17 protein-coding genes, 1 other RNA gene and 1 pseudogene are annotated in these 18923 nt (G+C 37.2%); 6 read left to right on the forward strand and 13 right to left on the reverse strand.

Annotated elements, in window-relative coordinates; all coding sequences use genetic code 11:
• Positions 1–57: 57 nt before the first annotated feature.
• A complete protein-coding gene (gene nifJ, locus CLNEO_RS09675) occupies positions 58–3585 on the reverse strand; it encodes a pyruvate:ferredoxin (flavodoxin) oxidoreductase (RefSeq protein WP_066087997.1) in 3528 nt (1175 codons plus the stop codon).
• 1047 nt (positions 3586–4632) lie between these two features.
• Positions 4633–5640 carry a copper amine oxidase N-terminal domain-containing protein gene (locus CLNEO_RS09680; protein WP_066087999.1) on the reverse strand — a complete coding sequence of 336 codons (1008 nt, stop codon included), beginning with the start codon at positions 5638–5640 and terminating at the stop codon, positions 4633–4635.
• A 451-nt stretch (positions 5641–6091) separates the two neighbouring features.
• Here CLNEO_RS09680 and smpB point away from each other — a divergent pair, with 451 nt between their 5' ends.
• Together smpB and ssrA are read left to right on the forward strand one after the other, a co-directional pair.
• Positions 6092–6565, forward strand: coding sequence for an SsrA-binding protein SmpB (gene smpB, locus CLNEO_RS09685; RefSeq protein WP_066088001.1), 474 nt, complete (start codon positions 6092–6094; stop codon positions 6563–6565).
• Between the two features lie 23 nt (positions 6566–6588).
• Positions 6589–6944, forward strand: a transfer-messenger RNA (tmRNA) gene (gene ssrA, locus CLNEO_RS09690).
• A 530-nt stretch (positions 6945–7474) separates the two neighbouring features.
• Here the strand turns inward: ssrA and CLNEO_RS09700 are convergent.
• Entirely contained in the window at positions 7475–7816 is a 342-nt protein-coding gene (locus CLNEO_RS09700) for a helix-turn-helix domain-containing protein (RefSeq protein ID WP_066088007.1), read from the reverse strand.
• A gap of 200 nt (positions 7817–8016) precedes the next feature.
• Here CLNEO_RS09700 and CLNEO_RS09705 point away from each other — a divergent pair, with 200 nt between their 5' ends.
• On the forward strand, positions 8017–8223 hold the full coding sequence (locus tag CLNEO_RS09705; protein ID WP_066088010.1) for a hypothetical protein: 207 nt from the start codon (positions 8017–8019) through the stop codon (positions 8221–8223).
• Positions 8224–8242: 19 nt separating this feature from the next.
• On the opposite strand, the gene CLNEO_RS09710 is transcribed toward CLNEO_RS09705, so the two are convergent.
• The 7 genes from CLNEO_RS09710 to CLNEO_RS09735 all read right to left on the reverse strand — a co-directional run bounded on the left by CLNEO_RS09710 (position 8243) and on the right by CLNEO_RS09735 (position 14614).
• Positions 8243–8557: a DUF960 family protein gene (locus tag CLNEO_RS09710; protein ID WP_066088013.1), complete on the reverse strand. Its 315-nt coding sequence runs from the start codon at positions 8555–8557 to the stop codon at positions 8243–8245.
• A 73-nt stretch (positions 8558–8630) separates the two neighbouring features.
• Complete coding sequence (locus CLNEO_RS09715; RefSeq protein ID WP_066088016.1) at positions 8631–10235, reverse strand: recombinase family protein; 1605 nt, start codon at positions 10233–10235, stop codon at positions 8631–8633.
• A 984-nt stretch (positions 10236–11219) separates the two neighbouring features.
• Positions 11220–11573 (reverse strand): hypothetical protein, encoded by a 354-nt coding sequence (locus CLNEO_RS09720; RefSeq protein WP_066088019.1) that lies wholly within the window; start codon positions 11571–11573, stop codon positions 11220–11222.
• Between the two features lie 89 nt (positions 11574–11662).
• Positions 11663–11827, reverse strand: coding sequence for a hypothetical protein (locus tag CLNEO_RS15850; RefSeq protein ID WP_157723541.1), 165 nt, complete (start codon positions 11825–11827; stop codon positions 11663–11665).
• Positions 11824–12153 carry a Mor transcription activator family protein gene (locus CLNEO_RS16670; protein WP_083531948.1) on the reverse strand — a complete coding sequence of 110 codons (330 nt, stop codon included), beginning with the start codon at positions 12151–12153 and terminating at the stop codon, positions 11824–11826. Before CLNEO_RS16670 ends, CLNEO_RS15850 begins: the two co-directional genes overlap by 4 nt.
• A 299-nt stretch (positions 12154–12452) precedes the next feature.
• Positions 12453–13652 carry an IS110 family RNA-guided transposase gene (locus CLNEO_RS09730; protein WP_066088021.1) on the reverse strand — a complete coding sequence of 400 codons (1200 nt, stop codon included), beginning with the start codon at positions 13650–13652 and terminating at the stop codon, positions 12453–12455.
• A 302-nt stretch (positions 13653–13954) separates the two neighbouring features.
• Positions 13955–14614 (reverse strand): DUF1643 domain-containing protein, encoded by a 660-nt coding sequence (locus tag CLNEO_RS09735; protein ID WP_066088024.1) that lies wholly within the window; start codon positions 14612–14614, stop codon positions 13955–13957.
• Positions 14615–14850: 236 nt separating this feature from the next.
• Here CLNEO_RS09735 and CLNEO_RS09740 point away from each other — a divergent pair.
• The 3 genes and pseudogenes from CLNEO_RS09740 to CLNEO_RS09750 form a co-directional block, all read left to right on the forward strand.
• Positions 14851–16251, forward strand: a pseudogene (locus tag CLNEO_RS09740) (P-loop ATPase, Sll1717 family); the annotation flags it as partial.
• A 151-nt stretch (positions 16252–16402) separates the two neighbouring features.
• Positions 16403–16582, forward strand: coding sequence for an antitoxin VbhA family protein (locus tag CLNEO_RS09745; protein ID WP_066088028.1), 180 nt, complete (start codon positions 16403–16405; stop codon positions 16580–16582).
• Between the two features lie 12 nt (positions 16583–16594).
• The gene (locus CLNEO_RS09750; protein ID WP_066088031.1) at positions 16595–17197 is read left to right on the forward strand and encodes a Fic/DOC family protein; all 603 of its coding nucleotides are present in this window, start codon (positions 16595–16597) and stop codon (positions 17195–17197) included.
• A gap of 247 nt (positions 17198–17444) precedes the next feature.
• Here CLNEO_RS09750 and CLNEO_RS15855 read toward each other — a convergent pair whose 3' ends face one another.
• From CLNEO_RS15855 to CLNEO_RS09760, 3 genes are all read right to left on the reverse strand, one after another.
• The gene (locus CLNEO_RS15855; protein WP_162266471.1) at positions 17445–17591 is read right to left on the reverse strand and encodes a hypothetical protein; all 147 of its coding nucleotides are present in this window, start codon (positions 17589–17591) and stop codon (positions 17445–17447) included.
• A gap of 115 nt (positions 17592–17706) precedes the next feature.
• A complete protein-coding gene (locus tag CLNEO_RS09755) occupies positions 17707–18534 on the reverse strand; it encodes a hypothetical protein (protein WP_066088034.1) in 828 nt (275 codons plus the stop codon).
• Positions 18535–18642: 108 nt separating this feature from the next.
• On the reverse strand, positions 18643–18923 hold a 281-nt coding region (locus CLNEO_RS09760; protein ID WP_157723543.1), incomplete at its 5' end, for an IS3 family transposase.

The raw sequence follows: 18923 nt of genomic DNA on the forward strand, positions 1-18923 counted from the left end.
AAACATAAAAAGACGGGAAGCTATTGCCTCCCGCCTTAAATTTAAAACTAATTTAAATTATTGGTTAGCCAATTTCTTGTAGCTTTCCAATCTTTCTTTTGCATTTCTTTCAGATTCAGCAAAGAGTTCTTCTGCTGCTTCTGGGAACGTTCTCTGCAAGGAGCTGTAACGAACTTCACTTAACAAGAAGTCCTTGAAGCTTGCTGTAGGTTCTTTGGAATCCAATGTGAACGGATTCTTGCCTTCTTCTTTCAAAGTAGGATTGAATCTGTACATATGCCAGTAACCTGCTTCAACTGCACGCTTAATTTCTAACTGCGCACCGCTCATGCCGCCCTTCATACCATGGTTGATACAAGGCGCGTAAGCAATAATCAAAGAAGGACCATCATATTTTTCAGCTTCCAACATAGCCTTAACTACTTGGTTCTTATCTGCACCCATAGCAATCTGAGCAACGTATACATAACCATAGCTCATAGCCATCATGCCAAGATCTTTCTTTTTAATTCTCTTACCGGAAGCCGCAAACTGAGCAACAGCACCAACAGGTGTTGCCTTAGAAGCCTGACCGCCTGTGTTGGAGTAAACTTCAGTATCGAATACGAAAACGTTAACGTCTTCGCCGGAAGCCAATACATGGTCTAAACCGCCGTAACCGATATCGTAAGCCCAACCGTCGCCACCGAAAATCCACTGAGATTTCTTAACCAGCTGATCTTTGTTTTCCAGAACATAAGCAATCAAAGCCTTAGCTTCTGTATCAGCGCCGCTGTAAGCTTCCAATGCTGCAACCAAAGCGTCAGATGCAGCTCTGGACTTCTCGCCATCCTTCATTGTTGCAATCCATTCATCAGCAACTGCTGCGAAAGAAGCATCAACGGACTTCAAAGTCTCAAGTCTGTCCTTGATACCTTCTCTCATCTGTTTAACAGCTGCTGCCATACCTAAGCCATACTCTGCGTTATCTTCGAACAAAGAGTTTGCCCAAGCGGGACCACGACCGTCTTTATTTGTTGTGTAAGGCATAGAAGGTGCGGAACCACCCCAGATAGAGGAACAACCTGTTGCATTTGCAACATACATTCTATCGCCAAACAACTGTGTAATCAATTTTGCATAAGGTGTTTCACCACAGCCTGCACAAGCACCGGAGAACTCAAGCAAAGGTTCTTCAAACTGGCTGCCCTTTACGGATGCCTTACCCATAGGGTTAGCCTTATGAGCTACTTCCTCAAGTGCGAAATCCCAATTTGCAATTTCAGCTTCCTGTGAAGCCAAGGGCTGCATTACAAGAGCCTTCTTAGGAGCAGGGCAAACTACAGCACAGCTGCCGCAACCCATACAATCCAAAGGAGAAACCTGCATTCTGTATTTCAATTCGCCAAAGCCTGCGCCCTTAGCAGCAACAGCTGTAAAGCCTTCAGGAGCCTTCGCCAATTCTTCATCAGATACCAATACAGGTCTGATTGTAGCATGAGGACATACAAAGGAGCACTGGTTACACTGAATACAATTTTCAGGAATCCACTGAGGCACATCAACCGCAACACCGCGTTTTTCGTATGCTGCTGTACCACAAGGGAAAGTGCCGTCTTCTCTACCAGAGAATGCGGATACAGGAAGCTTATCGCCTTCTTGTGCGTTCATAGGCTGAACAACATTCTTAACGAATTCTGTTACTTTTCTTTCAGCCTTAGCTTCTGTATCAACAGCATTTGCCCAATCAGCAGGGATTTCAACCTTAACAGTACCATCTACGCCCTTATCAACAGCTGCGTAGTTCATGTTCAGGATTGTATCACCCTTCTTACCGTAGGATTTCTTAATTGCTGCTTTCATATATTCAACAGCCTGCTCAATAGGAATGATATTTGCAAGCTTAAAGAATGCAGACTGAAGAACAGTGTTAATTCTGTTGCCCAAACCAATTTCTGCAGCAATTGCTGTACCATCGATAATGTAGAATTTAGCATTCTTCTCTGCCAGCTGTCTCTTTAAGTTTGCAGGAAGTTTTTCATCCAATTCAGCAGGTGTCCAGTTGGTATTCAACAGGAATGTGCCACCATCGTTCAATTCTGTAACCATATCATACAGGTTCACATATTCCTGCTTATGGCAAGCTACGAAATCAGCTGTCTTAACCAAGTATGTGGAACGAATCGGTCTCTTACCAAAACGCAAGTGAGACTGTGTAATACCACCGGATTTTTTGGAGTCATAGCTGAAGTATGCCTGAGCGTACATATCTGTATGGTCACCAATGATCTTGATGGAGTTCTTGTTAGCACCTACTGTACCGTCAGCGCCAAGACCCCAGAATTTGCAGCTGATTGTGCCGTCGCCTTCTGTTACGCTGATTTCTTTACCAACTTCTAAGGAAAGACCTGTTACGTCGTCAATGATACCGATTGTGAAATGGTTCTTAGGTTTGTCCTGTGTCAAGTTTGCATATACAGCAATAAACTGTGCAGGAGTAACGTCCTTGGAACCTAAACCATAACGACCGCCAACAACAACAGGAGCCTGCTCAGCTTCGAACATTGCTGTACATACATCCATGTACAAAGGTTCGCCTTGAGAGCCTGGTTCTTTTGTTCTATCCAAAACAGCAACTTTTTTAACCGTCTTAGGAAGAACTTCTAACAATTTTGCAGCAACGAAAGGTCTGAAGAGGTGAACCTTAACCAAACCAACTTTTTCGCCTTTTGCTGTTAAATAATCAATTGTTTCTTCGATTGCTTCACAAGCGGAACCCATAGCTATAATTACTCTGTCTGCATCAGGTGCACCATAGTAGTTGAACAGCTTATAATCTCTGCCTGTAATTCTGTTGATTTCGCCCAAATATTCTTCTACAACTGCGGGAAGTGCATCATAGAATTTGTTTGCAGCTTCACGAGCCTGGAAGTAAATATCAGGGTTCTGTGCTGTACCTCTGATTACGGGATGTTCAGGATTCAAAGCATTTCTCTTGAATGCATTAACCGCATCCATATCAACGATTTTAGCCAATTCATCATAATCAACACATTCTACCTTCTGAATTTCATGGCTGGTTCTGAAACCATCGAAGAAGTGAAGGAAAGGTACTCTGCCTTTGATTGCAGACAAATGCGCAACGCAACCCAAATCCATAACTTCCTGAACGCTGTTGGAAGCCAACATTGCAAAACCTGTCTGGCGGCAAGCCATAACGTCGGAGTGGTCACCGAAGATGGATAACGCCTGTGCTGCCAAAGCACGAGCTGTTACATGGAATACGCCGGGAAGTAATTCACCGGAAATTTTATACATATTAGGAATCATTAACAACAAGCCCTGAGATGCAGTATAGGTTGTTGTCAACGCACCTGCAGCCAAAGAGCCGTGTACAGTACCGGAAGCGCCTGCTTCTGACTGCATTTCTACAACTTTTACAGTCTGACCAAAAAGATTCTTTTTTCCATTTGCTGCCCAATCGTCTGTTTTTTCAGCCATTGGGGAAGACGGTGTGATGGGGAAAATCCCTGCTACCTCAGTAAACGCATAGGAAGCGTATGCAGCAGCTTCATTACCGTCCATCGTTTTCATTACTTTAGACATTCGTACTTCCTCCTTACAAATAATAAAATATAGTCAGTTTTTGCCAGGGAAAACCTGACTGCCGTTCTCAGTTCAAGTTCCCGCCGTTTCTCAAGAATGGTAAATATTTGTCAGGGCCATTGTCAGACAATTATCAATCTCACCTTCTGAAAAAACGGATGTTTTTTTACTCGTTCATTATACAATCAAACTTAGGTCTTTTCAACTATTAAAAAAAAATTCAGCGTTATGTTTCTAACAAAACGCTTTTTGTAGTCTTTGCTTAATACATTCTACCAAAAATAACTATTTTTATGCAATTTTGAATTAAAATAAAGATTTCCAACCTTTTTTATGTCATACAACAGGGTTTTTTAACTGTCGAAAAACAAAATAAAATGTCTAAAACAAGTTAGTTTGATAATCAAATATCAATGCGAATTTTATTTTTTTTCTCGTTTTAATCCTTTCAGCCTAAATAGTATTGAAAAATATTTAAATATACTTTAATCGATAAGAGGCATATTTTTAATAAAAAATAGCTCCCCTAAATATTTTCATGAAAAATCATTATGCAAAATTTCATTCTATACGACTGAAATCCTGCACTACAAAGATACAAGTCCCATTACAAAAAAATTTATTTCTCTGATATTTAAAAACTATGCAAAACTAATTAAGCTTCTTCCCCCATTAGGAACCCTATTTGTAGCCTATTTTTGATTTCTAAATTGGCAAATAAATCCAACGTTTCCTCTGTTTAAAGGTTCAAAGATCGCTCAAAACAAATCTCCAAAGTTCCTTTTTTTATGACTAAAATTTAATTTGCAACTACAAAATTTAACCAAAATCGTCTTTTTAAATTGTTATAAATAAAACAATCTATTCGTTTTTTTGCATAAATAAATAGATTCCAGTTTGCTGCTTTATTCAAAGCTTTCCCTTGTAAAATTCAGTATACCCTTAAACAAACGCTTCCTATGCAAAAAATTCTTTTCAAAATCACATCTAAGCGGCAATCGTTTAGAACAATAAAATTCATTTAAAACATTTCTCTCCGATAACCGTTTAAATATTTCCGAAAAAGAGATTTTTATAGTTTGCACTCCATTGTCCTTCCAACAAAGCTCCACTTGCAGACAATATCATTGGCATGGCTTCTTCTATTGTGGCATCAAAAATCGCCAGATCTTTTTGCTGTGTAATGCAGAAAATAGATTGTTCCGTTAAGCAACCAGAGTCTTTCAATTGATTCAATGCGCCTTCTGTCAGCATATCTGATAAATTAACCCGCTTTTGTTCCCTAAGATTAATATTTATTGTTTTGTAAACAGGCCGCTCCCCCTTTGTGCCCTTCCAGTATAGGGAAACAAAATCGGCGCTGACAAAGCCCTTTACAAATTGAAGATGAAAGCCTGCTTCACCTTCTTCCAGTAAGAATTCATCAGCCAAAGCTTGTACTTCCTGCCTGATCTCCTTGTTCAGTCCTTTTTCGTAGCTCCCATCATTTAATCCTACAATAACAGGAAGCTCCAAATCATATTCTTTTTCTTCATTTTTCCCCAGCAATAAATCTGCCGCAATAATAGGCGCTGCACTTTCTTTTGTTTTTAGGGAGATTTGTTTTTTCGTACTGTCCCAATGAACCTCTGTCAAAAAAAAGTCAGAAAGCGTGGATGCCTCTGCATAAAAACACCCATTAATCATTTTGGGCTCAATGGGAAGGGTAATATTATATCCATACATTTTCGCCTTGGTACTGCCCGGCTCAAGAACCAATTCCTTTCCTTTATAACCAATTACAATTTTTTTTGATTCTTTTTGCCAAGACACAATCCCGCCCAAGCCTTGGGCCACATTCCTTACCGGCAAAAGCAATATGTCCTCATCGTCATAATACAAAGGCATGTTTTCTCCCTGTCCATACACCTTGGTCTGCTCCGCAGCCGCATCCTTTGGATTGGAAACCTCCATTTCCAATTCATGTGCCTCTGTCAAGCGCATGGAAAGGCCAATTGCCCCACAAATCATAGCTGCTGAAACGCATACCACAATTGCTGTTTTTTTCAGAATCATGTTTCCCCTCATTTCTTTTTTCTTTATTCAAAAGTCTTTCCCAAAAGTCTTTCCATCACTAATGTTCTAAAATTCCGTTTATAATTAAGTTGTAATAAACCATATCTACCAAGGAAAAGACTTCCCTTGTGTTCCCGCTTGATACGAAATCCACCGGTTTAAGGAGCATAAAAGCAATGTTCCTATGAATATACCCTGCTAAAAATGCCGAAAATAAAAAATGTCACACTTGGGTTATTATATTGCTTTTTGGCGCAAAAGAAAAGAATTTTAATTTTTTTTTAAGAAAAGGTTTTTTTCTTGTATTTTTTCAAATTAAATGAATAAAAATTTACATAATTTCTTAATATTGTAATATGATTGTCATTTGCCTTTTCGATAAATATATGTTATCATACATTAGAGTTATTTCTCATCATTTCATTGATACAAGGAAAGCGTAGGTTTTTTTATGGCAAAGGGAAACGGAACAAAGCTTATTGCGCAAAATAAAAAAGCATATCATGAATACTTTATCGAAGAAGTATTTCAGGCCGGTATCTCTTTGGTGGGCACTGAGGTAAAAAGTCTACGGGCTGGAAAATGCAGTTTGAAGGAAAGCTTTATTCGTATTGAAAATGAAGAAGCTTACATTTACAACATGCATATTAGTCCCTATGAGCAGGGGAATATATTTAATAAAGATCCTCTTCGGGTAAGAAGGCTTTTGCTTCACAAAAACCAAATTAGAAAAATCGCACAGGAAAGTCAAGCTGCAGGGTATACCATTGTTCCGCTAAAGCTATACTTTGATCGTAGTCTGGTTAAGCTTGATATTGCTCTGGCAAAGGGCAAAAAGCTCTATGATAAACGGGATACCATTGCGAAGAACGACCAAAAGCGCCAAGCCGAAAAGGATTTTAAAATTCGTAACCTTACCTTGTAATTTGAAATAAACTTTTTTATTAAGGGGATGTAATGGTTTCGACGGGAGTCTTGAAGATAAGGATAGCCATCCGCAGGCCGGTTAACTGCGTCATCAAGCCGGAACTTTATTAAAAGAAAAGACAATAATAATTTAGCATACGCTGCCTAATTGCGGCAGCCGTCGGCCTTTGATCTCTCGCTGTCAAAGTAACCGGCGTCGACTAGGCGGGGCACTTTTTCACTTAAGCTTTGCGGTGAAAAAAGAACTATGAAGCTACCAAGGGATACAGCCTGTCAATCGGCGGTATTTTGAGGGAATTTTAAAAGACTGACTGTGATGGGAGAAGTTCTTTTGGATGGGTTTTCGGACAGGGGTTCGATTCCCCTCATCTCCATTGAAAAAACCCTCGAATTAAGCTTTTTTAGGCTGATTCGGGGGTTTTTTCGTGCCTGAAAATGGGGTAATCAGGTGATTTGACTCTGTTTTATGTACTTTTCATGGTTAGAGAGTCGATTTTGAGGAAATGCGTTGCTTTTTTTTTGCTTTCTACGCAAATCCCCCTGCTCCCCCACCGCTTTTTGGACAGGGGTTCAGTTCGACATCCACCACTAGGGAAGCTTTTTCCTTTGACTCCACATAGCCTAGATTTAGGTTTTTCGTTCTCTTCTTTCCTTCATCGGAACAGATCAACGAAGAATCCAATCACATGTGACACAATGTAGAACCCAATTACTACGCAAATGAAAAATTCTGCTATCATTGCTGTAGAACCAAAATAAGCTACATTAAATAACTGATGGTAAATTACCCATAGTACAATACCTACTATGATTGATAGTATTAAAACTATTGTAGTCATAAAAATCCCCCTTTCTCTGATGATAATTCATAAGAATTTCAAAAATATAATATCTATTTCAAACTTTATTAAAACCGTTCTTCCTTTCGGTTGGCATTGAGCATGTCCAAAATCAATTCAAATACTATTAACATCGTTTTTTTATCTTCTAAAGACAATTTCTCTGCCTTTTCATTCCAAATGCAACTTATGTGCTCCGCTTCCTTTAGCTCACAGATGAGAACAGGCAACGGTACTTTCAGCCTACTTCCTATACTTTCTAATGTTTTGATGGAAGCCTTTCTTTGCCCTCGTTCAATCTGACCCACATAGGAGACACTTATGCCTATCTGCTCTGCAAATTCTTCTTGGGTTAGGTTCTTCTCCATTCTGAATTCCCTGATTTTGTTGCCTATTTGCTTATAATTCATTTTTACACCTCCATACAAATACAGATTTTAAGACAAAATTTGCAAAAATGTAATAGACTGGGAGTAACGATTATTCGCCACTCTCTGCCTATTCACTATTTGTGATTAAAGTGATAATCTTTACTAGAAGTGCTGTTTCGACAAAATTCACTTCCTTATTCTTTACTTAGTTGCTTATGAAATTTAGAAGGAGGAAAATCATGTTAGGTGTTATTGGGATTGTTGCAATCATAGGGGCGGTTTTATTAATCAACCGTGTCATTGGAGGGTTCGGGCAAGGGATGGTAGGACTTCTTCAAAAATTGGGCATAGGAAAAACAGGAAGTTATGTATTAGGTTGTTGTCTTTTTTTAGTTCTGCTTGCTTTTTTAAAGCATTTCTTAGCCAGCCGTGGCATATTTGCCTAAGCCAGATTACCTTTTTTCTCTAATACTCGGAAGCAAATAGCATCGTCTCTACCAAAGAATCCTCATAGTTGTCTGTAATGATGTAAATTTTATCTTTTACACTGATTTCAGCTTCTAGGCAGTACACAGCACTATACTTAGGCTTTTCTGCTTCATGATGTATCACTTGAAAGGTTTTGGAATCCTTCACAATGGTTGATAAGCGGTAGACTTGAAGGTAATCTATGTCCTTCTCTGTAGCTCGTAGATTCATTTGCAGTTCCCACAGAGCAAATTGCAATTGTATAGGAAGGTTTTCTTGTATTCCCTTTGTCATGTATCGTTGTATCTTCATTTTATATCCTCCTTTTGGACAAAAAAGTACCGTCTATGAACATGAATTCATAAACGGCATTCTGATTTAGCGATTAAACTGCATCTTTATAGTTTTCGTAAATATTTTCGATGCTTTCTTCAACAACGAGGGGCTCAAAACCAGTATTATCCTTATTAGGTACATTGACTTTAAATACCACACGCACCTTATCTTCAAATACAGTTACACGCTCCACATAGCTTTTGATGAAGGTTTTGCATTCAGGAAGATTTTTTGTTTTCACAAATTCCCTTGATTTTTCCACCAGTTGAGCAACAATCTGTTCACTAATTTGCAGGTTGTTATTGATGGTCAAATCATGCAAAAGGTTTTCCAAATGCTCTTTTTGTTCCTCCAAGCTTCGCAACTTCGCCCCAACCGTTTCTATGGAAATGCCTGCTTGGCACACAACCTCAAGGGTTTTGTCAATTTCACGACTGACCTCTTTCAGCCGTTGTGTAGCAGTGTCAAGGGCTTTCTCATTTTCCTCACTGTTCTCCTTTCTGTACTTATTTAGCATTTCTGTTAACTTCACAATGGAGTTTTGATCGAAAAGGTTGCTATACAGGACATCCAACACAAAATTTTCTATATAGGTCTTGTTAAGCTCCCTTCTTTTACAATCACGCTGTTGCGCCCTTCCAGAGCAACGGTAAGTGATATATTTCAGTCTGTTTCTGCCGCAATACCTTGTATTGCCGTGCATTGACATGCCACAATCGCCACAGTATATTAAGCCTGACAATATGTATACCTCTTTGGCTTTGAAGCTCCCCCCACGTTCTAAGTTTTGGGAGAGAAGGGCTTGTACCTTGGCAAAGGTTACATCATCAATAATTCTTGGCATACCTTCCTCAATGCGAATCACATCCTCCTCTGGATTTAAAGAAGGACGTCTTACCCCGTCCATATCTTTTTCCTTCTTCAAATTGAAGATGTGGATTCCACGGTATTTCTCGTTTTTTAGTAGTGTATTCAAACTTCCGTTAGCAAATGGATTCCCTCTTTTGGTATGGTATCCCTTAGCGTTCAAATGACGGAGTATCTCCTTATACCCACACCCCTTTGCATACATGAAAAAAATCAATTTTACGATTTCAGCTTCTTTTTCATTGATGATGTACCTTTTTGTATCCTTGTCTACATCATAGCCCAATGGAGGAGTTCCCCCTACATGCTTGCATTGGAGAGCGGTTTCCTTCTGCCCTTTCAGCACTTCTCTGCCTAGATTTTGGCTGTAGTATTCGTTCATGCCCTCTGTTACAGCTTCCATCATGATGCTTTCTGGGCTATCGTCTAATCGTTCTGTAACAGACATGAGCCTACAGTTATTGATCCTTAGAAGCTTTTTGTAGATGGCTGAATCATAGCGATTTCTTGAAAATCTGTCTAACTTATGTACCACAACAGTGTCAAAAATTCCTGTTTCGCTGTCTAGCAGCATTCGTTGGAATTCTGGGCGATTGTCATTCGTTCCGCTTTTGGCTGAATCAGCATAGATTCTGGTGATGATGAGCCCTTTTTCTTCTGCATACTTCTTACAAGCTCTTACTTGTGCATCAATGGATTCTTCCCTTTGGTTGGTGCTACTGAATCTTGCATAGATTACCGCTGTATTAGAATAAGCTTTTTGTTTTCGTTGTTTACTGATTGCCATAGGTATTCCCCTTTTCTTTATAGATAGTAGTATTCAGTAATATAGGAACAAAATTTCAGTGGTTTCAGATTTTTTGGGGGCAAAAACGGGAAACGGATGGCGGACGGATGGGGACACGGGAGTTGCTATGTCAGGTTCCAATAGGCACACACAGAGATTTCCCGCTTGCCCGCTGTTTGGAGATAGAAATAGCTATAGGATTTGAGGAATGAGGGATTTTGGGGATTTGCATGAGCATGTTGGCATGTACCAAAATGAATTGGCTGGAATAGAAAAACGAACTGCTTACGGAGGAAATGTGTCAGTGCGGAGGGTCACCATGAACCCCCTGTCCAGAAATCTTCCTAGAAATGCCCAAATCTAGGGGAAAACTTAGTTTCTTCAAACTAGGCAAAAAATGCACAGGAATTTGGTTAGAGTGATGATTCATTTTACGTCGAGCAAAACATTGATTTTACAGGGTTTTCTCTGGTTGTTGTATGTACCTACAAATGCGGTCACTCAACATTTAATGCACCCACAACATTTGACATACAAACAACTTTCGACACTTTCGACATTTTCGGCATCTAGAGGAAAAAGGGGTTAGGCTTTTTCTATTATTCTTTATTTCCTACTTTTAAAAAAATAGCGAAAATGCCGACAATACCGACAAACCCTAGGTAGCTCCTGAGTTGTAGGCTTTCAAGATGCTTTCGGCATTCTGTGGATTCAGCATTTCCTTAGAAAATGGGAATGAAAAAAATGGATGGCGATTTGATTAGGGCATATCTGGTTGCTCCTCACAAGTGCACCACGCACCGCCGCTTTTGGCTTTGGTGCTGAAAGGTGTCTTGTGGAAGCTTCCCATCTATGTCACATCCTTGTTGGATGTGCCTACGGCTTTTCGCCGTAGCCTTCTTTCAAATCTTACGCTCTTTGAGCCACTATTGATAGCAATTGAATCCAATCACAATTTCTAACGATTGTTTAACAGGAATACCTTTAATCGTCAACATAGAACCTTTTACTTATAGCGGTTTGGGTAGAGAGAATGACGTTGATACCAAATTCATTATTGCAAAGAATTAGTGCATTCAGCCACCCATCTAAAAACTTGGTACAAATCTCTGGGGTGGCCTCTGACAAATCCACCTCATGCCTTGTGTTTAGCTCTACAACATCACTATCCTTTTCTAAAATACAAATGTATCCCCCATCCTCTTCAAAAACGTCTCTGTCAGCTCCATAGTTATCATCTAGGATCTCCGCAATCCTTGTCACCTCTTGAAAAACTTCCTTTGGCAACAATCCCTCTAATTTTTCCGCTTCTTTCTGTGATCCTACAATATATAACATGATTATCAATCTCCTCTATGATTTTTCTGCACAAAAATAGACCTAATCCAATGAATGAATTAGGCCTTAACTGTTTTTATGTATTCTTTTTATACCCATCCAAAAAGCTTACCTACAGCGACATACCCAATGATGAAACACACCCATATTTCTACGAAAAACGCACCTAGCCCGAAATAGGCAACACTAAATATTTGATGGTACAATGCCCACACTACGATACCAACGATAATTGCCAAAATAATATGAATCACTTTATGACCTCCTTATAATTGTTTTGCGATTTATGCTTTTTTAAAATTCTGTATACATGGCACTCTGTATAGTCAAATTTCCTTGCAAGAGCTTTTACGTTTTCCCCGTTGTATAGGCTTAGAATCTGGGCATCTGTATATTCCTTTGTGAATAGCCTTTTCGGAAATGTAACCTGTTGCCCCTTCATATTATGAAAAATGATGAATACATTTTCATAGCCTATGAGTTCTGCCAAATCCTTATATATTCCAGCTAAATGGGAAACTTCTGTATTACGAAAAAATGCATCACTTTGAATGTTTTGAATATTATCACCCCTTGTCATGTTTCATCGAATTATACAATATACGAAATAACCTTTCATTTCGCAATGACAATAACATTTGCATTGTAAATGTTACAAAATAGGATACCAATTTGATAGCTTACAGAAATATGTAGATTATGATTTTAATCCAAGGCATCTGATTCACTCCTTCCTAATTTTTTGCACAAAAACCTGCTAAGAAAAATCAATAGTTAATTTGACTTCTAGCAGGTTTCCTTTTTTATAAACCATCTTTTTTCACACATGACTAAAAAGACTGGATTCATTCAGCCAGTCTTCTAATACTAGATTTGATTTTATTGATATACTTCTTTTACTCGTGCATAGTATATCCGCAGAAATTTATTGAGACCTGCAATTTTTGCCAATTTTTTAGCTTTGCCTTCAGATTCTTTTTTCAAAATATACCAATAAACAGAGCTGTCTGCTGGTGCACTGTGTGTCTTTAAGACCCTCATCACTTCATATCCGATTTTTCTTAGCGTCGAGGAACCTCGCTTGCTTATTTTACGATTCGTTCCTATAAATTGCCCTGATTGGTATGGTGGAGCATCTATTCCTGCAAATGCAATCAAAGCCCTGCTGCTATGAAATCTACGAATATCACCAATTTCTGCTATTAATTTTGGTGCTAATACATCTCCAACTCCCCCCATTGACCTTACAACAGAATATTCTGGCAACTGCTTGGCGAGTTCTTTCATCCGTGTTAAAATAGTCTTCAAGGTAGTATTGACTTGCCTCAATACACCAACTGCCTGCTGAATCATAATCTGAGTTGATTCCATTTCAGCAGGCAATGTAGGGATACCATCTTGTGCCAGGGAATAAATCTTGACGGCTTTATTATGGTTCTGATGGTATCCTTTTTCTTTTGCCCACGCTAAATAATTATTAATGAAATCTATCTCTGACAGTTTTGTTATATTATCGAAATGCCAATACACCTCTACAAAATCTGATAATTTGTCTTTACCAGTTGAATCTTGCCATCCCTTCAACAATTTTTTTATACCAGGCATTGTATAGTCCAACAAATGTGTCAAGGACTGTACACTCTCTATTCTCATTCTCATATAATGTGAATACTGTCTGCCCCATATTTTAAGTTCTTGATAAATACCTTCGGACATTTCGTATTTTTTGAGGCGAAACCAGTAATCAATTCCGTAATTTGCTATTGCAATGGAGTCCTGCTTATCTGTTTTTATTGCCCTAAGTCCTTGACTTCTGTACTGTTTCATTTCAAATGGGTTTATTACAGCTACAAAAATCCCTCGTTCTTGCAGAAAATCAAACACCGGAAGATGATAGATTCCTGTTGCCTCAATTACAACTTTAACGTCTTCATTAAATCTTAAAAGCATAAATGATAATTCAGATAATCCTTGCTCTGTATGTTCTATTTCAAACGGTGAACAAATCAACTCTCCATATGGTTTTAAAATACAAACCGTACTCTTTCCTTTTGAAATATCAATTCCAACACTAATCATTGACTCCATCCCTCCAAATCAAAAAATATTTGTAGTTGTTACCATCCACACTTATTACAATTCATTTTAGTTCGTTACACGAAAGCTCATTTATGAGTTTCAACCTGCTTAATCGAATGCTTATAATAAGGGGTGGTTGACGGTTTTTGTGACGGATGTATAAATCCAAAATAGGCCACGCCAGACCAACTACTCCCTTTATTATAAAGAAGTAAGTGCAAATGTTTTAGCACTAATGATGTGCTTAACACTTACACTTTTATGGTACTAAATAGACCTAATCCTCAATTTGGGATTAGGTCTTATTCTGCTGTTTCTTCGGATTGTTGATTTTCCGGGGCTTCTTTTGCTGAAACTTCTGATTCTTGGGGCTTCTCTTCTACAGTGGCTACATCTGGTGGGGTAGGCTGTTCCGAGGGCTGATTCTGGCTCTTTGGAATTTGAAAAGGCACTAGCTCCCACCGATTCCTGATGGAAGGGGTTAGAGGATGAAGTCCTTTCTTGCCACGTCCGTCCTGAATCACAAAAAGCTTATCTTGATAGTCAGAAATCTTCTCTAATAGGATTTTTTGGTAGGCTTGGATTCTTTTGTTCCCCTCACCACATGAACCCCATGCAATGATTGTTTTTTCGTTCTTTTCATCTGCAACACACCTTTGAATGACCTCCTGATTTTCCTTGTTGTAATCCTCTTCCGTTTTATCCACAATGAGTTTATTGAAATGAAGCTTTGAACCGAGGTTTACAAGGTCGCACCCTCCATAGCCCAGAGCATGGAGATTTTTGATGACAAGGCTGGTGGTTAGGTCTGTTACAATGCAGTTAGCTTCTGCAGGTGACGTCATGATGACGACAGCCTTTGGCTTCTTCTCTTCCCATTCCAGGGTGAGCAGAAACTTGTGTTTCCTGTCCTTAGAAAAGGTGCATTTACTTCTGATGGTTGCTTTTTCTGTGATTGGCATGGCTTGTCCTCCTTTTAATATTATAGAATTGGTACTTATTCAAATTTATAATATTAGTTTATAGATAGGCTTGTTTCAAAAATATGAAATTAATTACAAAATAATGGTATAATAGTAGATAATTGTATAAAAAAGTTGTATACTGATGTTAAAATTTGTAATTACAATTGCTTATTTTAACGAAGGGGGACTCTTATGCCAAACTTTAATGAGGTTTTTTAGGATTTGCTGATTCAGATACAGAAGCTGAAAGAAATCCTAAAAAATTTATTAATTCTTTTTTTGACCCAGATAATAATATTGATGAATTGTTACGGGGACATAGGTACATTATTAGCGGAAGAAAAGGTTATGGAAAATCTGCATATAGTTCAAAAATCAATTTATTAGAAGATGAATTACACATATGTACTTCCAAAAAAACTTTAAATAATTTTAATAATATTACATTTGATCAACTTAAAACGTATCACAATCTAGGCGGAAATCCATACGTTTCTTTTTGGAAATGCATTCTTATGATTGAGGCAGTAAACCTCATTAATGAAAAACAGCCTTTTGTTTCGAATGACTCATTTTCATCTATGATAGATTCTTTGCAAGACATAGGGCTTTTGGAAACAGCAGATATTGCGAGAACAGTAACTAAATTAGTAGAAACAAATACTAGTTTTAGTTTAAAATCTGTGTTCAGTAGAGATAGTAGGCATGAAAAACAAAAAGTATTACAAGGCACAGAAGAGATATATTTAGCAATTAGAAAATGTATTAAAGACCTTTATTTTGCAGATAGTAAAAATTATCTTCTTATTGATGGTTTAGATGACGTTCTAAGCGTTGAAAATTTCGAACCCAAAGTTATAACTGGTCTTATAAAAGCCTGTGATGAAATTAATACTTTTTTTAGAAAAAGCACTCTATTTTTAAAGATAATCATTTTTATCAGATCGGACATTCTTTCTATCTGCAGAGATACTAATATTTCAAAGATATTAAGAGATTCAAAGATTGAACTTAATTGGAAAATTGAGGATCCTTCTGATATGTCATCCTCCAGACTAATTCAACTCGTAAGAAGAAGATTTGATGATACCTGGGGCAATGAAACACCTTTTCTAGATATTTGGAATGAAATATTTTCTCCCATCGAATCTTCTAAATCTTCATTAGAATATGTGTTAGAAAATATCATTTTCCGTCCAAGAGATATTTTGCAATTTATGTTGGAGGCGCAAAAATCTTATGTAACAGGACATAAAATTAATGAAATCACACTTAAGGCAGTTCTTTATAACTACTCAAACGATTATTTTGTAGCTTCAATGCAAGATGAATTAACAGGATTTTTCTCAGATTCAATTGTTACTACACTACCAACAATACTAATGAAATTGGGTCAAAAGGAATTTAGTGTTACTGATTTTAAAATAGAATGTAGCAGGCATAAAGAATTCGAAGATATTGATTCAACTGATTTACTAAAAAAAATGTTTGACGACGGATATATTGGTCAACATCGACCAAAGGAAGTAAAAGAATATACAGTTTTTAAATATAGAAATCCTAGAGAGACTTTCATTGAGGAGCACGAATGTATTGTCCATCGTGGACTTATGCGGTCATTAACAATAGTATAGTAAATCTTACCTTTAACTCTGGCTTTATATCTGCTTTTTAACATAGGTAACTTAATATATTCAATAAATTCTCATTCTGTTGCTATTTTTATTAGAATTGATTATACTTATAATATATTAGATTAATTTATCTAGGTAAGTAGGTGATTGTATGGAAAAACAAGAGCTAGGAAAAATACAAGTAGCTTTAAAAAATGCAGAAATGTCCGCTCGCATGGAAGGTCTAGAATTAACCCCGCAATTGCAAAAACAATGCTTTGAGATTGTGACAGGAAAAAAAACATGGCAAACTTATGTTGAGGAAATTAACGAAAAATATGCAAATGCTTAGGGGACTTTACTCATGGGGTATAATATTGATTCACTAACGGAAGATTGTTATCCAAATTCCACTGTTTTAATTAACAAATTAGGTATTCAAAATCAGAAGCAACTTGATGAGATTGAGCTTGCAATGGCTTCTATAAAATCTATTGAGTTAGAGCTTAGTGAATTACCCCAAGAGATGAATTTTCAGTATTATAAAAAAATTCATGCTTATATGTTTGGGGAATTGTACGAATGGGCTGGTACTGCCAGAAAAATCAATATGGCAAAAAAGCAAACTAATTTTTGTCCTTATGAAGAGATTGAACACGTTGGCGAAAGCATCTTCAATAGGTTAAAAAAAGAGGATTACTTTAAAGATTGTAATCAAAACGAATTTGTCGCAAGTATTGCAGATTTCTATGACAGCTTAAACTATTTACATCCTTTTAGAGAAGGCAATGGAAGATGTCAGAGATTGTTTTTTACATTGCTATCCAGAAAATGTGGTTATGAACTAAAATTTGGAGAAATGGACAGTGATGAGCTTATGATTGCAACCATACAAGCATCCTCGGGTGTGTTGGACAATCTGGTTGACTTGTTTCGGCGAAACATTGTTCAAATAGAAAAATCTTAGGTATGAAAAGTTTAGTCGGCAGGACTAAGTTTCTTGTCCCATTTATAGTGGATACCTTAACAGGCACTTCATCTCCATGAGAGAAATACTCGAAACAAGCTTTTCAGCTTGTTTTCGAGTATTTTTTGTGCTTTTTTGGGCTTTTTTATTATGATTTAGTCCTTTCTTTTTGTTTCATTCTATTTCCTCCCCCATTATTGGGTTTCCTTGGGGATAAACTTTACCTTATGTTAATTTCAATTACTTTCTAATATTCATTGGCAAAAAGCATTGTTTCTATAATGTCTGTTTCCCTTTCGTCTGCTATAATATAGACTTTTTCTTGGATTGGTTGCATTGTGAGAATGTAATAGATGTCATGATGGGGCGGTTTCTCTGCAAAGTCTTCTACCACCTGTATGCACTTCCCTAAACTTGACAGCTTAGGCACTCTGTTTTTAAGCGCTTACTGTTGAAGCAAAAAATATGCGATAAGCTTTTATGCATACCGCCTTTAAAAATATTTTTAATTAATTTAAAATTGATGTACCATTCAATAAAATATCATTTATGTTTTCTACATCGACAATCCTAAATTGGTCAGTGGGTGCATTTAAATCTAGAGTTACAATGTAATTTAACTCTGTATTTTGTACAGTATTAATATCTAATCTTGACACTTGACTTAATTCAAGCAAAACACTAGATCCATCCATATATTTAATCTCAAGTCCACCTATAAAATCATTAATAAATTCATTTGAAATGTGAGAATTGAAAGTAACATCCAAAGTTGCGCCTAAAACATCAAAACGTAAACTATTTACATTTATTTTTATATCATCAATAGAAACCTCTTGATTAATGGGCTTATCTATTGTTGTATCAGTCTGACTAAGAGGGAAGCATAACTCCCACGAACCTTTATAACTTACTATCCATTTGTAATTTGATGGATTTTGATATGCGAGGTCATTAACTTTAAATGTACCATAAGCGGGGTCACTAATAATTTTATACGGGGAGATAAAACACCATGATATTTCTTTTGTTGCCAATGACGGGCTTTCTCCATAATTATTTAAAACAGATTCATCTAGTCCATACCAATCCCATTTAGAACCTCTTCCCCAAGTATATGCACCTATGTAATCTCCATCATCACGACTTCCTACAACAGATACTGCAAGGCGATCATCGGTCATAATTAGGCGGTCAATTCTCATAGTAACCCCATTTTTTGAAACAGTCTCAACTTCTGACAGAAAAATTTTTGAATTTGCGACATATACAATTAATAATGCAATGATACAGAATATAAGGAATAGAAAAAGTAGTTTATTTTTAATTTTTAACATAAATTATTCTCCTATTTAAACATCATCATATTAAAGCAATCTCTTTAGGGTTATTATAATAATATCACATATAGCCAAAAAATAAGTATATGGATTGTCAAAAGTTATCTAGACAACTTTTTTAAGGGTAATCATCCGGTATTCTCGTGAGGCTAGATATCCCAGAGATGAATGAATCCGGTGATTGTTAAACCAATTCACGTAGTCTGCCAACTTATACTTTAATTCATATAGATTTGAAAACGTTTGGTTATGTACAAACTCGGTCTTTATAATCTTAAAAGTTGCCTCTGCTACAGCATTGTCATAAGGGCATCCTTTGTGACTTAGGGATCGAGTAATTTCAAAGGTTTTGAGTGTATCTTCTATTAGCTGGTTCTTGAACTCAT

The organism is Anaerotignum neopropionicum, assembly GCF_001571775.1.
GTDB lineage: Bacteria > Bacillota > Clostridia > Lachnospirales > Anaerotignaceae > Chakrabartyella > Chakrabartyella neopropionicum.

Coding starts and splice junctions, on each gene's coding strand:
- CLNEO_RS09720 (WP_066088019.1), bottom strand. CDS start 11,573: ATGTTATATATTGTAGGATCACAGAAAGAAGCGGAAAAATTAGAGGGA.
- smpB (WP_066088001.1), top strand. CDS start 6,092: ATGGCAAAGGGAAACGGAACAAAGCTTATTGCGCAAAATAAAAAAGCA.
- CLNEO_RS09755 (WP_066088034.1), bottom strand. CDS start 18,534: ATGTTAAAAATTAAAAATAAACTACTTTTTCTATTCCTTATATTCTGT.
- CLNEO_RS09705 (WP_066088010.1), top strand. CDS start 8,017: ATGTTAGGTGTTATTGGGATTGTTGCAATCATAGGGGCGGTTTTATTA.
- CLNEO_RS09735 (WP_066088024.1), bottom strand. CDS start 14,614: ATGCCAATCACAGAAAAAGCAACCATCAGAAGTAAATGCACCTTTTCT.
- CLNEO_RS09750 (WP_066088031.1), top strand. CDS start 16,595: ATGGGGTATAATATTGATTCACTAACGGAAGATTGTTATCCAAATTCC.
- nifJ (WP_066087997.1), bottom strand. CDS start 3,585: ATGTCTAAAGTAATGAAAACGATGGACGGTAATGAAGCTGCTGCATAC.
- CLNEO_RS09745 (WP_066088028.1), top strand. CDS start 16,403: ATGGAAAAACAAGAGCTAGGAAAAATACAAGTAGCTTTAAAAAATGCA.
- CLNEO_RS16670 (WP_083531948.1), bottom strand. CDS start 12,153: ATGACAAGGGGTGATAATATTCAAAACATTCAAAGTGATGCATTTTTT.
- CLNEO_RS09715 (WP_066088016.1), bottom strand. CDS start 10,235: ATGGCAATCAGTAAACAACGAAAACAAAAAGCTTATTCTAATACAGCG.
- CLNEO_RS09730 (WP_066088021.1), bottom strand. CDS start 13,652: ATGATTAGTGTTGGAATTGATATTTCAAAAGGAAAGAGTACGGTTTGT.
- CLNEO_RS09680 (WP_066087999.1), bottom strand. CDS start 5,640: ATGATTCTGAAAAAAACAGCAATTGTGGTATGCGTTTCAGCAGCTATG.
- CLNEO_RS09700 (WP_066088007.1), bottom strand. CDS start 7,816: ATGAATTATAAGCAAATAGGCAACAAAATCAGGGAATTCAGAATGGAG.
- CLNEO_RS09710 (WP_066088013.1), bottom strand. CDS start 8,557: ATGAAGATACAACGATACATGACAAAGGGAATACAAGAAAACCTTCCT.